At 60.5% G+C, this 14,703-nt stretch carries 12 protein-coding genes and 1 pseudogene; 11 read left to right on the top strand and 2 right to left on the bottom strand.

Annotated features, from left to right (window positions below; genetic code table 11):
- The first annotated feature begins 174 nt into the window (after positions 1–174).
- Entirely contained in the window at positions 175–474 is a 300-nt protein-coding gene (locus ABLU95_RS05800) for a DUF406 domain-containing protein (RefSeq protein ID WP_348879017.1), read from the top strand.
- Between the two features lie 68 nt (positions 475–542).
- Here the strand turns inward: ABLU95_RS05800 and pqqU are convergent, their stop codons facing one another.
- The gene (gene pqqU, locus ABLU95_RS05795) at positions 543–2,648 is read right to left on the bottom strand and encodes a TonB-dependent receptor PqqU (protein ID WP_044523495.1); all 2,106 of its coding nucleotides are present in this window, start codon (positions 2,646–2,648) and stop codon (positions 543–545) included.
- A gap of 257 nt (positions 2,649–2,905) precedes the next feature.
- Here pqqU and ABLU95_RS05790 point away from each other — a divergent pair, with 257 nt between their 5' ends.
- Both ABLU95_RS05790 and ABLU95_RS05785 read left to right on the top strand, forming a co-directional pair.
- Entirely contained in the window at positions 2,906–3,967 is a 1,062-nt protein-coding gene (locus tag ABLU95_RS05790) for a YncE family protein (RefSeq protein ID WP_065881585.1), read from the top strand.
- 147 nt (positions 3,968–4,114) lie between these two features.
- Positions 4,115–4,336 carry a YgdI/YgdR family lipoprotein gene (locus ABLU95_RS05785; protein ID WP_002906779.1) on the top strand — a complete coding sequence of 74 codons (222 nt, stop codon included), beginning with the start codon at positions 4,115–4,117 and terminating at the stop codon, positions 4,334–4,336.
- 50 nt (positions 4,337–4,386) lie between these two features.
- On the opposite strand, the gene ansP is transcribed toward ABLU95_RS05785, so the two are convergent.
- The gene (ansP, locus tag ABLU95_RS05780; protein WP_023289881.1) at positions 4,387–5,841 is read right to left on the bottom strand and encodes an L-asparagine permease; all 1,455 of its coding nucleotides are present in this window, start codon (positions 5,839–5,841) and stop codon (positions 4,387–4,389) included.
- A 593-nt stretch (positions 5,842–6,434) separates the two neighbouring features.
- Between ansP and dapF the strand changes: the two genes are divergently transcribed.
- The 8 genes and pseudogenes from dapF (at position 6,435) to ABLU95_RS05740 (ending at position 14,697) form a co-directional block, all read left to right on the top strand.
- On the top strand, positions 6,435–7,301 hold the full coding sequence (gene dapF / locus ABLU95_RS05775) for a diaminopimelate epimerase (protein ID WP_348874854.1): 867 nt from the start codon (positions 6,435–6,437) through the stop codon (positions 7,299–7,301).
- Positions 7,302–7,427: 126 nt separating this feature from the next.
- Positions 7,428–7,979, top strand: a complete 552-nt coding sequence (locus tag ABLU95_RS05770) for a (d)CMP kinase (protein ID WP_044523492.1) — start codon at positions 7,428–7,430, stop codon at positions 7,977–7,979.
- 91 nt (positions 7,980–8,070) lie between these two features.
- The gene (locus ABLU95_RS05765; RefSeq protein ID WP_218810935.1) at positions 8,071–9,078 is read left to right on the top strand and encodes an MsnO8 family LLM class oxidoreductase; all 1,008 of its coding nucleotides are present in this window, start codon (positions 8,071–8,073) and stop codon (positions 9,076–9,078) included.
- Positions 9,068–10,189, top strand: a complete 1,122-nt coding sequence (locus tag ABLU95_RS05760; RefSeq protein WP_218810936.1) for a M20 peptidase aminoacylase family protein — start codon at positions 9,068–9,070, stop codon at positions 10,187–10,189. The genes ABLU95_RS05765 and ABLU95_RS05760 overlap by 11 nt, the downstream gene beginning before the upstream one ends.
- 24 nt (positions 10,190–10,213) lie before the next feature.
- Positions 10,214–12,477: pseudogene (locus ABLU95_RS05755) on the top strand (NtaA/DmoA family FMN-dependent monooxygenase).
- Between the two features lie 11 nt (positions 12,478–12,488).
- Positions 12,489–12,998: a GNAT family N-acetyltransferase gene (locus ABLU95_RS05750; RefSeq protein WP_004202731.1), complete on the top strand. Its 510-nt coding sequence runs from the start codon at positions 12,489–12,491 to the stop codon at positions 12,996–12,998.
- 9 nt (positions 12,999–13,007) lie between these two features.
- Complete coding sequence (locus tag ABLU95_RS05745; protein WP_277475736.1) at positions 13,008–13,934, top strand: amino acid ABC transporter permease; 927 nt, start codon at positions 13,008–13,010, stop codon at positions 13,932–13,934.
- Positions 13,918–14,697 (top strand): amino acid ABC transporter ATP-binding protein, encoded by a 780-nt coding sequence (locus ABLU95_RS05740; RefSeq protein WP_348879012.1) that lies wholly within the window; start codon positions 13,918–13,920, stop codon positions 14,695–14,697. Before ABLU95_RS05745 ends, ABLU95_RS05740 begins: the two co-directional genes overlap by 17 nt.
- The last annotated feature ends 6 nt before the right edge of the window (positions 14,698–14,703 follow it).

Here is a 14,703-nt window from a genome sequence, read left to right as displayed (position 1 = left end):
TAATCGCGCGGTGAGTCGCGGCGGTCCTGCATCATCATGCCTCGCCTTGCGGTGGCGCAAGCTAGCGTCCGGCGCGGCGCGATAGAATAAAAATCGCTAATCCTTACGGATATTAATGGTTTGCTTTTCGGCGAGCGGATTCTTATCCTTAAGAAAACTCAAGAGGTTATGACGATGAAAGATGTAGTAGATAAATGCAGCACCAAAGGCTGCGCCATTGATGTCGGGACAATTATTGATAACGAGGAGTGCGTCTACCGGGCTGAGAAGTTATTCCCGAGCCGCGAGGAAGCGGAGTCAACCGTAGCCGCCGTTCGCGAGCGTGCCGCCGCGGCGGCGCCGGCCAGTGAACCACCGCAGGTTGACTACACGCTCGCCGCCGCCGGCGACGAGGTGAAACTCGATCTGTCCATCGCCTTCTCCTGCCAGGCGGAAAAGATCATTTTCGAATTGTCCCTGAGAAACCTGCTGTAATCAGCGCCCCGGGCGCCAGCGCCTGAGGGTAACGCCTTCGCCCGCCGGTCCGCGGGCGAAGCCGGGCGTTACTCGAAGCGCCAGGCGAGGTTCAGCCCGATACCGTAGTTGCGTCCCGGCGCGGGCTCGTAGTAGCGTCCGTTGGACTCGTTAACGATGACGGACCCGACGTATTCGCGGTCGAACAGGTTGTCGACCCGGCCGAACAGATCCATATCCATCCTGCCATAGCTCCACTTATAGCCGGTCGTCAGGCCGACCACCGTCCAGGAAGGGGCTTTGGCGGTGTTTTCGTCATTCGCCATGATGTCGCTCATGTAGCGAATATCGCTCCCGGCGTACCAGCCCTGCTCCGGCTGATAGCCGAAGGAGGCATAACCCATATTGCGCGCGATCCCCGGAATACGGTTGCCGTTGCAGCTGGCGTCGCCGCAGACGTTGGTGCGATAGGTCGCGTCAAGCCAGGTCCAGGCCGCCTTCAGGCGCCAGCTCTCGCCAAACTGCTGATCCAGTCCCAGCTCCATCCCCTGACGACGGGTCTTGCCGGCGTTTTTATAGCTGGTGCGTCCGCCGCTGCTGCTGTCGACCACGATCTCATTATCGGTATCGGTCTGGAACAGGGCGGCGGTGAGCAACCCATTGCCGATCCGCGTCTTGCTGCCGATCTCCACCGTGTCGTTGGTGGAGGGCTTCAGGCCGAAGTTGAGACCGCTCTGGTTATCGGCGCGGTATGACAGCTCGTTAATGGTCGGCGTCTCGAAGCCGCGGCCAGCGGAGAGGTAAACGTTCCAGGCGTCGGTCAGGGCATACTTCAGCGAGCCTGCGGGCAGCCATTTGTGATAGCTGGCATCGCCGCTGTCGTCGCCATTGCCTGGGGTGATGTAGTAATCATTCGAGTCGAACCATACCGAGCTGTAGCGCACCCCGGCATCGAGCGAAAGTTTGTCGGTGAGCTGCCACTGGGTTTGCAGGTAAGGGTCGACGTTCCACATCAGGTTACGTTCGTTACGGCGTAGCGCGCCCTGTTCGCCATACTGCGGCGCGCCGTTGACCATCACAAAGTTTTCATAGCCCTTGCGGCGCTCGCTCATGTTCTCGTAGTCAAGACCGGCGGTCAGGGTGACCGGCACCAGCAGCTCGCCGCGATGGGTCAGCCGGGTATCGATCCCCTGGTAGTGGCGGGTGAGGTCGATCACCCCGCCGGCATGGCTCGGCTTCAGCTGCGGCGCGCGCGGGATCGACTGGTACTGGGTGGTTTCGCGTTCCCCGGCGTACATCATGACGCTGAGATCGTCCTGGGCGCTCAGCTGGCGCTCGTAGCGCAGGCCAGCCTGGGTCTGCCGGGTATCCTTGCGGGTATTATACTGGTCGCCGCGAGGCGACTGGCGCGGGTTATCGCGCCATTCATCGGCGGTTAAGCCGCCGGCGTCATTGGCTTTGATATCAACGCTGTTCAGCAGCAGCGTCAGCTTACTGACGTCGTTGATGCGCACCCCCAGCCGGGCGTTGGCCAGATTTTTGCGCGCGCCGCTGTGATCGCGATAGCCATGGGTGGTGAAGCGGTTAGTCGACACCGTGTAATCCACATCCCCTGCGTGGCTGCCGTCGCCAACGGCGCCGGTGGCTTTCATCCCGTAGTGCCAGGTGCCGAAGCTGCCATAGTAACTGCTGGCTTCCACGGTGGGCGGCTGGGTGCCGGTCTGGCTGGTGACATTGATCACCCCGCCGGACGAGTTACCGTAGAGGGCAGAGAAGGGGCCGCGCAGCACCTCGAGGGTGTCGACGCTACCGATATCGATATTGGAGGTCTGCCCCTGGCCGTCGGGCATGGTCGCCGGGATGCCGTCCACATAGATGCGCAGCCCGCGCACGCCGTAGGTAGAGCGGGAGCCAAAGCCGCGAATCGACAACTGCAGATCCTGGGCATAGTTTTGTCGGTTCTGCACCTGCAGGCCCGGCACGGCGCCCAGCGATTCAGAGAGGTTGACGCGCGGCGCGGCCTGGCGCATCTCATCGCCATTGACCACGCTGACGGCGGCGGGGGTATCCAGTTCAGAAACAGTGGTTGGCGCAGCGGTCACCACCATGGTTTGTTCATCGGCGGCCTGGGCGGCGGCGATGAGCGGCAGCAGCAGGGCCGGCAGGGCCGCGTGTCGCACGGATAGGATTTTCATCGATAGTACTCGGGAGACGAACCAAATGGAACATATGTATATATGTTACCCCGTTTGTAAAATATTTGAAAATTATTAACTGCCGTTGGTTAACGGATAGTGCTTCAGGCTGACGAATTTACCGGGCAACAACAATTAGCGCTCCACTTTGAGATGATTAATGATTACTATTCGCATTCAAAATAAGGCAGAGCCATGACTTTGCCGCCGGAAGCGATGTCGGGTCAGCACATACAGGTTCATCAAAGGGAGTCGTCATGTCATTACGTCAGTTTGCCGCGCCGCGTCTGCGCCATTCACTGTTATTCACTTCTCTGCTGCTGGCAGGCAGCTTTAGCGCCCACGCCGCGGAAGAGATGCTGCGCAAGGCCGTCGGGAAAGGGGCCTACGAAATGGCCTACAGCCAGCAGGAGAACGCGCTGTGGGTCGCCACTTCGCAAAGTCGTTCGCTGGACAAAGGGGGGATTGTTTATCGTCTTGACCCCACCACCCTCGACGTGACGCAGATTATTCACAACGATCTGAAGCCGTTTGGCGCCGCTATCAACCATGCCACCGGTACGCTGTGGTTTGGTAATACCGTCGACAGCACCGTCACCGCCATTGACGCCAAAACCGGCGCTGTGAAGGGGCGACTGGTGCTGGACGAGCGTCAGCGCAGTGAAACCGTGCGCCCGCTGCAGCCGCGCGAGCTGGCGGTCAATGAGCAGACCAACACTATCTACATTACCGGTCTGGGCAAAGAGAGCGTGATTTGGGTGGTGGATGGCGCTACCCTGAAGCTGAAAACGACGATTACCGGCACCGGGGCGATGGCCACCGGCCTGGCGATCGATCCGCAGGCGAAACGCCTTTATACCACCAATGCCGACGGCGAACTGCTGACCATCGACAGCGAGAGCAACACCATTGTGTCGCGCAAAAAATTGCTGGATGACGGCAAGGCGCATTTCTACCTTAACCTGAGCCTCGATACCGCCGGCCACCGCGCCTTTATTACCGACAGCAAGCAGCCGGAAGTGCTGGTGGTCGATACCCGCGACGGCAAAGTGCTGGAGAAAATCACCGCGCCGGAATCGCTGGCGGTGCTGTTTAACCCCACCCGCAACGAAGCCTATGTGACGCATCGTAAGGCGGGGGAAGTGAGCGTTATCGACGGCAAGAGCTATAAGGTGGTGAAGACCTTTAAAACGCCGACCCATCCCAACAGCCTGGCGCTCTCTGAGGACGGCAAAACGCTGTACGTCAGCGTGAAACAAGCATCCAGCCGTGAGAAAGAGGCCACGGCGCCGGACGATGTGATCCGCATCGCCCTGTAAGGTCCCGGGCGCGACGACCATCGTCACCGGTGGTTGCGCCCGGCATCTCACCCTCTGTTACAAACGCGTATTGGCCTGATAAACCTGAAGGTTATACACTTATCGCTTTCCCGCCTCGCGCGGGCAGTGGTAATCAGTGGAGATAAAATGAAAAAACCATTCATGGTGATTTGCGCCGGCGCGATGCTGGCGCTGCTGGCCGGCTGTTCGTCCAACTACGTTATGACCACCAAAAGCGGTCAGACGATCGTCACCCACGGCAAGCCGCAGCTGGATAAAGAAACGGGGATGACCAGCTATATCGATGAGTCTGGTAATAAGCGGGAAATTAACAGCAGCGACGTGTCGCAGCTGGTTGAGGATAACTAAGTCCTGACCTCCCGGTTTGCCCGCGATGGACAAACCGGGAGTCCTGCCATTTACTGCTTGAGCGTCGGCGCTGTGCTGTGAATCGCATGCACGCGCTTACGCACGCCAAACCAGCCCGCCACCAGCAGCACCGCCAGCAACGGGATGGAGCCAATGGTATAGGTGCCGTTCGGATAATCGAAGGCCATCAGCACCAGCACACTGAACAGGAACAGCAGCGTCAGCCAGGAGGTGAACGGCGCTCCAGGCATTCTGAAGCTCACCTGAGCCGCTTTTCCTTCCTTAATCGCTTTGCGCAGACGCATCTGACACACCACGATGAAGCCCCAGGACGCAATGATCCCCAGCGAAGCGATGTTGAGGACGATCTCAAACACCTGCGACGGCACCAGATAGTTGAGGAACACCCCGACCACGTACACCGCCAGCGTTGCCAGGATCCCGGCGTAAGGGACGTGGTGACGGCTCATCTTCGACATGAACTTCGGCGCGGAGCCCCCCATCGACATGGAGCGCAGAATACGCCCGGTGCTGTAGAGGCCGGAGTTGAGGCTGGAGAGGGCGGCGGTTAACACTACGATGTTCATCACGCTGCCGATATACGGTACGCCCAGTTTGGAGAAGAAGGTGACGAACGGGCTCTGTCCCGCCTGGTAGGCGTTCCACGGCAGCAGCAGCACCAGCAGCACCACCGATCCGACGTAGAACAGGCCGATACGCCAGATCACGCTGTTGATGGCCTTCGGCACCATCGTCTCCGGATCCTTACACTCACCGGCCGCGGTGCCCACCAGCTCAATGGAGGCGAAGGCGAAGACCACGCCCTGCACCAGCACCAGCGCCGGCAGAAGGCCGTGCGGGAAGAAGCCGCCGTTATCGGTGATCAGGTGGAAGCCGGTGGCATTACCGTCCAGCGGCTTACCGGAGCCGAGGAAAATGGTGCCGACCACGAGAAACGCGACGATCGCCAGCACTTTGACCAGCGCGAACCAGAACTCCATCTCGGCGAACCACTTCACGCCGATCATGTTCATGGTGCCGACGATGGCCAGCGCGCCGAGGGCGAAGACCCACTGCGGCACATCGCCAAACGCGCCCCAGTAGTGCATATACAGCGCCACGGCGGTGATATCGACGATCCCGGTCATTGCCCAGTTAACGAAGTACATCCAGCCGGCCACGTAGGCGGCCTTTTCGCCGAGGAATTCCCTGGCATAGGAGACGAAGCTGCCGCTCGAGGGGCGGTGGAGAACCAGTTCGCCGAGGGCGCGAAGAATAAAGAAAGAGAAGATGCCGCAGACCAGATAGACCAGTGCGAGCGCTGGCCCTGCCATTTGTAAACGTGCCCCGGCGCCGAGGAACAAACCGGTACCGATGGCGCCGCCGATGGCGATCATCTGTACCTGACGGTTGCCCATCGCTTTGTGATAACCCGCTTCATGTGAGTTAAGCCAGTGGCGTTTTGCAGCATGGTGCTCCGCTGCAGTGTCGTGTTTCGTATTCATTGATGTATCAGTTTCCTGTCAATGCCCATGTTTGCAGCCGGCGTGGAGGACGGCTGGCACATTATGCTGGCTTTCTCATCATTCTGACGTAGGAGATAAGCTCAGACATGGCGCTGAATCCTACACGTAACCTAATAGTTACGCACCTAAAACATTTACCGATAGCATTTGACAGATTTATCAATGAGATCAGCGTCGCAGAGTTTCCCGCAACAGAATGAAAGCGCTGGTATGCTGGCGTCGACTGGGGTAAGCGCGAGGTTGTCAGGGGACGGCGGAGGCGCAGTTCGCTGCTTTTGCATCCGTTGGCCACGGGCGATGGCCACCTGCTCGCCGGGTCGCAGCCGGGTGTTTAACCGGTCATCCACGACCATTTTTTAGCCATTATCATCAGTGATTTTGATGTTAATATCCGGTTATTCCAGCATAAATGGCTTCAGCGTTGGTCACGGCGCCGCGCAGGCGGAGGAAGCGTGATGCCTGCAGGGGAGCAGAATGAACAGAGCGGTTAACCCTTATTGTTTAATTCATTCTGCCGGGGCAGGTATTGTAAGATGCAAAACCATACCCGTAGCGCCAGGCGACCCCACACTATGACACCCTTACTCTTTCATAAATATCACGGACTGGGTAATGATTACCTGGTATGCCATCGCGCCGTTGCCGACCAGCTGAGCAACGAGCATATTCGAATTCTGTGCCATCGCCACTATGGCGTCGGTTCTGATGGTCTCCTGATCGACAGCGGCGATCGAACCCACCCCACGCTGCGTATTATCAATCCGGACGGCTCCGAGGCGGAGAAAAGCGGTAATGGGCTACGGATCTATGCGCGCTATCTGTTTGATATCGGTCGTGTCGGGCATGAGCCCTTTTTAGTGCACACGGCGGGCGGAGATGTCTATTGCACCGTGGAGAGCGATTTTCATCAGATTAGCGTCGACATGGGGCGGGCGAATTTCAATCCGGCGGCGTTACCCGCCCTGGTGAATTTGCCCGAGGCGGTGAATTATCCCTTGCCGCTGGCGGATGAAACCCTGTCCGTCGTGCTGGTCTCTATGGGCAATCCCCACTGCGTTGTCCTCGTGGATAAGCTCGATCTGGAACAGGTTCATCGCTTAGGACCGCAAATTGAACATCATCCCTTGTTCCCCAAACGCTGCAATGTGCAGTTCGTGGAAGTTGTCGATCGCCATACGCTGAAGATTGGTATCTGGGAGCGGGGCGCCGGGTTTACGATGGCCTCCGGGAGCAGCAGCTGCGCGGCGGCCAGCGCCATGCGCCGGTTAGGGAAGGTGGACGATCGGGTGGAGGTCAACATGCCAGGCGGCCAGCTGCGCATCACCTTCGGCGCGGATTTTCAGGTCTGTATGCGAGGCCCGGTGCATAAGATCGCCAGCCTGACGCTGGATAACGACTGCTTTGTCGGCGGCGGCGCTATCTCCACTGGCGCGGGATGACAGGTGGGGCGATCAGCCGGAAATTTTTTGCCTTTCGCTTGCTGGCGTAAGCGGCTGTACATACTGCCTTTTCCCATCCCGGCAAAGGCGGCAAACAACGGAAATGGCTACCAGGGAGAAACAGAGATGAACATCAATGTGGTCGGCACCAGCGGCTCAGGCAAATCCACCCTGGCTCGTCGCCTGGCGCACAGGCTGGGGCTGCCGTGCATCGAACTGGATCGCCTGTACTGGCGGCCGAACTGGCAGGGCGCGCCGGATGAGGCGTTTTTCGCCGCCATTGCCGCCGCGACGGCCACCCCGGGCTGGGTATTGGATGGCAACTACAATCGCAGCCGCGGGGTCAAATGGCGCGAGGTGGATCTGGTGATCTGGCTGGATTATGGCCTCTGGCGCACGCTGCGCCAGGCGGTGTGGCGGGCCGCGAGCCGGGCGTGGCGCCGTCAGGAGCTGTGGCCGGGCACCGGCAACCGCGAGAGTTTCCGCCGTTCGTTCTGCAGCCGGGAATCCATCATCCTCTGGACGCTGAAAACCTGGCGGCAGAATCGCCGACGCTATCTGGCCGATATGCAGGATCCTCAATATCGTCATATTCGCTTCGTCCGGCTGCGCAGTCCGCGGCAGGCCGAGGCGCTGCTCCGCGAGCTGGAAGCGCAGCGGTCAGGCGGGCATATCTAATTTTCAGCAGTACACATGTGAATTAATTGTTTCTCAATAGTTAGCAGAGATTTTAATAATGCAGGCACGTACTTTCATATGAGCCTGCGAAATGTCTTATCGAATCAGTATCCTGGATAAAAGTCCGCTTGCCGCCGGGGAAACCGCCGCGCAGGCGCTGGCGCGTACATTAACGCTGGCGCAACACGCCGAAGCCTGGGGCTATCACCGCTTCTGGGTCGCCGAACACCACAATACCGATCAGCTGGCGAGCCCCTCGCCGGAGCTGGTTATCGCCTGGCTGCTGGGCCACACCCGGCGGATCCGCCTCGGGTCCGGCGGCGTCATGCTCCAGCACTATAGCCCCTATAAGGTCGCGGAAAACTTCAACCTGCTGGCCGCCCTCGCGCCGGGCCGCATCGATCTCGGGGTCGGCAAGGCGCCTGGCGGCCTGCCGCTCTCCACCCGCGCGCTGCAGCAGGGCCTGCATCAGGAAGAGAAAGGCGCCTTTGCCGACCAGCTGGCGCAGCTGGATAACTGGCTGTCGCTGACTGAGCCCGGAGGGGAAGAGAGCCTGCGCGCCACGCCGATCCCGCCGCGCCGGGCAGACGGTTTTCTGCTCGGCGCCAGCCTGGATAGTGCTGAACTGGCGGCCCGCCTTGACTGGAACTTTGTCTTTGCCGCCCATCTCAATGGCGACAGCGCGCTGCGCCGCACGGTGCTCAACCGCTGGCGCGAGCTGAGTCCGCGCGAGGCGATTGTCGCCGTGCAGGTGGTGGTCGCCGACGATCCCGCTACCGCCGCCGCGCTGGCGCAGCAGGTGGAGGCGTGGGGCGTTGAGCTGGAGAACGGCCAGCGGGTGACCGTCGGCAGTGAGGCGCAGGCCGTTGCCTTTGCCCGCCAGGCCGGTAGCCGTCCCACCCGTATCGCCCGCCGCGAATCTTCGCTGATATCGGGTACCCCCGAAGAGGTGAAAGCCCGGCTGGACGCGCTGCAGGCGGAAGATCAGCTGGATGAACTCATCATTGATACCCCCATTAGCGACGGGCCTGCGCGCCTGCGCTCCCTGCGCCTGCTGGCGCAGGCTCACTACGGCAAGGCGGTGCTGAATGTCCTTTGAACAACAACTGATTAGCTGGCGGCGCGAGCTGCACCAGAACCCGGAGCTCTCCCTGCAGGAGGTGGCCACCACTGCGCGGATCCGCGACTGGCTGCAAAGCGGTGGGGTGACCCTGCTGCCCTACGATCTGAAAACCGGGCTGGTGGCCGAAGTCGGCAGCGGCGACAAGGTGATTGCCCTGCGGGCGGACATCGACGCGTTGCCCATCGAGGAGGCGACCGGTCTGCCTTACCGCTCGCAGAATCAAGGGGTGATGCATGCCTGCGGGCACGATATTCACACCAGCGTAATGCTGGGAGCGGCGCTGCTGCTGAAGGATCGGGAAGCGGAACTCCCGGGGCGGGTGCGGATCCTGTTCCAGCCGGCGGAAGAAAATTTCGGCGGGGCGAAAACCCTGATCCGCGCCGGGGCGCTGGAGGAGGTGTCGGCGATCTTTGGCATGCACAATGAGCCCGGCCTGCCGGTGGGTGAATTTGCCACCCGCGGCGGCGCGTTCTACGCCAACGTCGACCGCTTCGTCTTCAAAGTGACCGGGAAGGGCGCGCATGCCGCCCGCCCCCACGAAGGCAAGGATGCGATCCTGCTGGCCAGCCAGCTGGTGACGGTGCTGCAGAGCGTGGCCAGCCGGGAAGTGAACACCCTCGACTCGGTGGTGCTCAGCGTGACGCGGATCCAGGGAGGCAATACCTGGAACGTGCTGCCGGAGAGCGTCGAGCTGGAAGGGACGCTGCGCACCCACAGCAGTGAAGTGCAGCAGCGGGTCAAGGCCCGGGTCAGCGAGATCGCGGCCGGTTTCGCCAGCGCCTTTGGCGCACAGATTGACGTCTTCTGGTATGCCGGCCCGACGGCGCTGGTCAATGACGCCCGCTGGGCCGACTTCGCCAGCGAGGTAGCGGCCCAGGCCGGGTACCGCACCCACCACGCCGATCTGCATCTCGGTGGTGAAGATTTTGCGGTCTATCTTCAGCATATTCCCGGGGCGTTCGTCAGCATCGGCAGCGCCAGCGAATATGGTCTGCACCATCCGGCATTTAATCCGGACGAACGGTTGATGGCGCCCGCAGCGCACTATTTCGCCCGTCTGGCGGAGCAGGCATTACAACACATTTAATGGATGACAGGGGAAGGGGTAGCTATGTCTGAAAATCGACAATTGCGTCTGGGGACGATATTACATGGCGCATCGGGAAATATGTCCGCCTGGCGTCATCCGGCAGCGCAAGCGGACGCCAGTATTAATTTTGATTTTGTTACAGAGACGGCGTTAAAAGCGGAAGCGGGAAAACTGGATTTTATTTTTGTCGCCGACGGTTTATATATTAATGAAAAATCGATTCCCCATTTTTTAAATCGCTTCGAACCTTTAACGGTACTTTCCGCGCTGGCCGCGGTCACCCGGCGTCTGGGACTGGTGGGGACCTTATCCACTTCGTACAGCGAGCCGTTTACCACCGCCCGCCAGTTCGCCAGCCTCGACCATTTAAGCCAGGGGCGGGCGGGCTGGAACGTGGTCACTTCGCCGCTGGAAGGGTCGGCGAAAAACTTCTCCCGGGCCCAGCATCCGGATCATGCGCTGCGCTATCGCATTGCCGATGAATATCTGCAGGTGGTGAAAGGCTTGTGGGATTCGTGGGAAGAAGATGCCTTTGTGCGTAATAAAGCGACCGGTCAGTTCTTTGACAAAAATAAGCTGCATACGCTCGATCATCACGGCGATTTCTTTAAAGTGGCCGGACCGCTGAATATTGCCCGCACGCCGCAGGGACGACCGATTATTTTCCAGGCTGGCGCGTCGGACGACGGCAAAAAATTAGCCGCACGCCACGCCGATGCCATTTTTACCCATCAGGAATCGCTGGCCGAGGCGCAGGCATTTTATCAGGACGTGAAAAGCCAGCTGGCGGCCTGGCAGCGCACCCCGGATCAGCTGCATATTTTCCAGGGCGTCAGCGTCATTGTCGGCGATGACGCCGAAGACGCGGAGCGCCAGTACCAGACCACCGCGGCGCTGGTCTCCATCGAGGATGCGCTGAACTATCTGGGGCGGTATTTCGAACACCATGATTTTTCGCAATATCCGCTTGATGAACCGTTCCCGGATATTGGCGACCTCGGGCAAAACAGCTTCCGCAGTACCACCGACGAGATTAAACGTCACGCCCGCGAGCGCGGATTAACCCTGCGCCAGGTGGCCCTGGAGGCAGCGAGCCCGCGTCCGCGCTTTACCGGCACCGCCAGCGATGTCGCCGACGGGCTGCAACTGTGGTTCGAACAGCGCGCGGCGGACGGCTTCATTATTCAGGGCGGCACGCCGGAAACCTTCCCGCGCTTTGTGGATGAGGTGGTGCCTCTGTTACAGGCGCGCGGCCTGTTCCGTCGCGACTATCCGGGCACCACCCTGCGGGAAAGTCTGGGCCTGGCGCTACCCGCTAATCAATTCCAAAAATAAGAAAAGAGAATCATGCTATGCAGAAAACAACACTCTTGCTGGCCGTCGCGTTGGCATTTAGCGCCTCGTCGTGGGCACAGGACGTCAAGATCAATGGCACCGGGGTAAGCCTTGAGGCCAACGAAACGCCCATTCACACAGCGAAAAACCCGCAGGCCATTGCCCTGTTGCCGAAAGATCTGCATCTGGCGGCGCCGGGGAAATTTACCGTCGCGGTGGCGGCCCTGAACTCACCGCCGCTGACGGTCTTCGCCGATGACAACAAAACCCTGCTCGGCAGCGAGGCGGATATCGCCCGGCTGGTGGCGGAGAGTCTCGGGCTGGAGGTGAACGTGGTTCCCACCTCCTGGGAAGACTGGCCGCTGGGGGTTACCTCCGGCAAATATGATGCCGCGATCAGCAATATTACGGTCACCAAAGCGCGGAAAGAGAAGTTCGATTTCGCCACCTACCGCAAAGACTCGCTGGGCTTCTACGTCAAAAGCAGCAGTCCGCTGAGCAAGATTGACAAGGCGGAAGACATCGCCGGGCTGAAGATTATCGTCGGCTCCGGTACCAACCAGGAGGCGATCCTGCTGGCGTGGAACGCGGAGAACGTCAAAAAAGGGCTGAAGCCGTTTACCCCGGTCTACACCAAGGATGATGCCGCCCAGACTCTGGCGCTGCAGACCGGACGAGCCGATGCCTTTTTCGGCCCCAATGTGATTGGCGCGTGGAAGGCGGCGCTGACCGGCAAAACCAAACTGGTGGGCAGCGTTGACGGCGGCTGGCCGAAAGCGGCGCATATCGCGGTGACGCTGAAAAAAGACAGCGGGCTGGTGAATGCCGTCCAGGCGGCGCTGAACGGCGCTATCGCCAGCGGGGACTACGCCAAAGTGCTTAACCGCTGGGGCGAAGGGGTGGAAAGCATTCCGCAATCAGAAATCAACCCACCCGGACTGGGCGACTGACAGGAGGCGCGATGAGCGAAGCATTCCGCGATATTTCTCCGGACGCACCGGAGCTGCAGCCGATTATTAGCGGGCTGTTTGCCGAATACGCCGCCCGCTACGGTGACTATTTTTCCCGCGATGCGGAAGTGGAGTTGAGCGAGTGGTATTTGCCGCCGCAGGGGCTGTTTATCGTCCTTGAGCGTGAGGGCGAAATTATCGCCACCGGCGCTTATAAGCCGAAGGATCGCCACACCGCAGAGATCAAACGTATCTGGACGCATCGCCGTCTGCGCCAGCAGGGGCTGGCGGCGAAGGTGGTTCAGGAGCTGGAGCGGCGGGCGGTGCTGGCCGGGTACAGCCATATCTACCTGACCACCGGCTTTCGTCAGCCGGAGGCGGTCAAGCTCTATCTCAGCCAGGGGTATGAGGCGCAGTTCGACCTCGCGCGAGACCCCGAAGAGTACAGTCAGCCGCCCTACGATGGCCGGCTGCGGTTCACTAAAGCGCTGGCGGTGAGCGCCTTCAGCCACAGCGCCTGAGGAGGCATGATGCATACATCTGAAACGATCAAAGTGGTGCCGGCGCGCTATCCGCTGCGGGTGGTGGGAGCCCTGGTGGCCCTGCTGGTGCTGACGGTGGTGATCCAGTCGGTGGCCTTTAACCCGCGCTGGGAGTGGGGCGTCTTCGCCCGCTGGTTCTTCGACCCGGTGATCCTCGAAGGGCTGGGGCAAACCCTGCTTCTGACCCTGCTCGGCACGGTGCTGAGCGTGATCTTCGGCGGCCTGCTGGCGCTGGCCCGCTTGTCCTCATCGTGGCTGCTCAGCAGCCTCGCCTGGGGCTATATCTGGCTGTTTCGCTCGCTGCCGCTGATTGTCGTGCTGATCATTCTCTACAACTTCTCCTATCTCTACGACACCCTGTCGCTGGGGATCCCGTTTACCGGCGTCACCTGGGCCAGCTACCAGACGATAAACGTGCTGGGGCAATTCTCCACGGCGGTGGTAGGCCTGACCCTGGTGCAGAGCGCCTATACCGCGGAGATTATTCGCGGCGGCTTCCTCGGCGTTGACCACGGGCAGTATGAAGCCGCCGCCGCGCTGGGGCTACCCGCCTGGCGACGCACGTTGCGCATTATTCTGCCGCAGGCGCTGCGCACCATCCTGCCATCCGGCTTCAATGAGATCATCAGTCTGGCGAAAGGAACGGCGATGGTGTACGTCCTGGCGATGCCGGAGCTGTTCTACACCATCCAGATGATCTACAACCGTACCCAGGAGGTGATCCCGCTGTTGATGGTCGGCGCCGCCTGGTATCTGGCGATCACCAGCGTCCTCTCCGCCATTCAGTACCTGGTGGAACGTGGCCTGGCGCGCAGTGAGCGCCGCTCGGCGGTGAACAGCACCCGCGGCAGCCGTCTGAATCAACCCGCACGTCAACCACAGCCCCAGGAGGCCGTCCATGCTCAGCTCTCGTAATGGCCATATCTCTATCACCGGGGTCAGCAAATACTATGGCCGCCACAAGGCGCTGGACGATGTGTCGCTGGAGATACCTCCGGGCACGGTGACGGTGATCCTCGGCCCTTCCGGTTCGGGCAAGTCGACGCTGCTGCGCACCATTAATCACCTCGAGCGCGTCGATGAGGGGTTTATTCAGATTGATGGCGACTACATTGGCTATCGCCGCAAAGGCGACAAGCTGTATGAGATGAAAGAGAAGGAGATCCTCCGCCAGCGGATCAACGTCGGCTACGTGTTCCAGAACTTTAACCTGTTTCCGCACCTGACGGTGCTGGAGAACCTGATAGAGGCGCCGATCGCCCACAGGCAGGTCACGCGCAAAGAAGCCATTGCCCGTGCCTGGGAGCTGCTGGACGTCGTCGGACTGCGCAATAAAGCCGACGCCTGGTCGCGGCATCTCTCCGGCGGCCAGCAGCAGCGTATCGCCATAGCCCGGGCGCTGGCGCTGGACCCGCGGGTGATCCTGTTTGATGAGCCCACCTCGGCGCTGGATCCGGAGCTGGTGGGCGAGGTGCTGGATGTGATCAAGAAGCTGGCGCGCTCTGGCACCACCCTGGTGGTGGTCACCCACGAGATTGGCTTTGCCCGTGAGGTGGCCGACCAGGTGGTGTTTATGGTCGACGGCAGGATCGTCGAGCAGGGCAGCAGCGACGAGGTGCTCAACCATCCGCAGCATCCGCGTACCCGGCAGTTTTTATCCAGGGTGCTGCCGTCATGAACAGAG

The sequence above is a fragment of the Klebsiella sp. GG_Kp146 genome (genome assembly GCF_040061975.1).
Lineage (GTDB): Bacteria > Pseudomonadota > Gammaproteobacteria > Enterobacterales > Enterobacteriaceae > Klebsiella > Klebsiella quasipneumoniae.
The sequence above is the reverse complement of the archived record's forward strand: the minus strand, read 5'-3'. Positions and strand labels throughout refer to the sequence as shown.